Source organism: Psychrobacter sp. CAL346-MNA-CIBAN-0220, from assembly GCF_040309805.1.
GTDB lineage: Bacteria > Pseudomonadota > Gammaproteobacteria > Pseudomonadales > Moraxellaceae > Psychrobacter.
Map to the genome: position 1 here is coordinate 1 of NZ_JBEOPF010000541.1, position 252 is coordinate 252.

The 252-nt window shown below is 69.8% G+C and carries 1 protein-coding gene; it reads left to right on the forward strand.

Going from position 1 to position 252, the window contains the following annotated elements; translation table 11 throughout:
• Window positions 1–252: lyase family protein (locus tag AAEY88_RS14705; protein WP_350563577.1), on the forward strand; the 252-nt coding region annotated here is incomplete at both ends.

Here is a 252-nt window from a genome sequence, read left to right on the forward strand (position 1 = left end):
GCTGAAGCTCGGCCGCACGCAGTTGCAGGACGCGGTGCCGATGACGCTCGGCCAGGAGTTCTCGACCTACGCGGTGATGCTGACGGAGGACATCGCGCGGCTGCAGGAGGCCGGCTGGCTGATTCGCGAGATCAACCTCGGCGCGACCGCGATCGGCACGGGCATCACCGCGCATCCGGAGTACGCGGAGAAGGCGCTGGCCGCGCTGCGGCGCATCACCGGGCTCGACCTGAGCACCGCGCCGAACCTGAT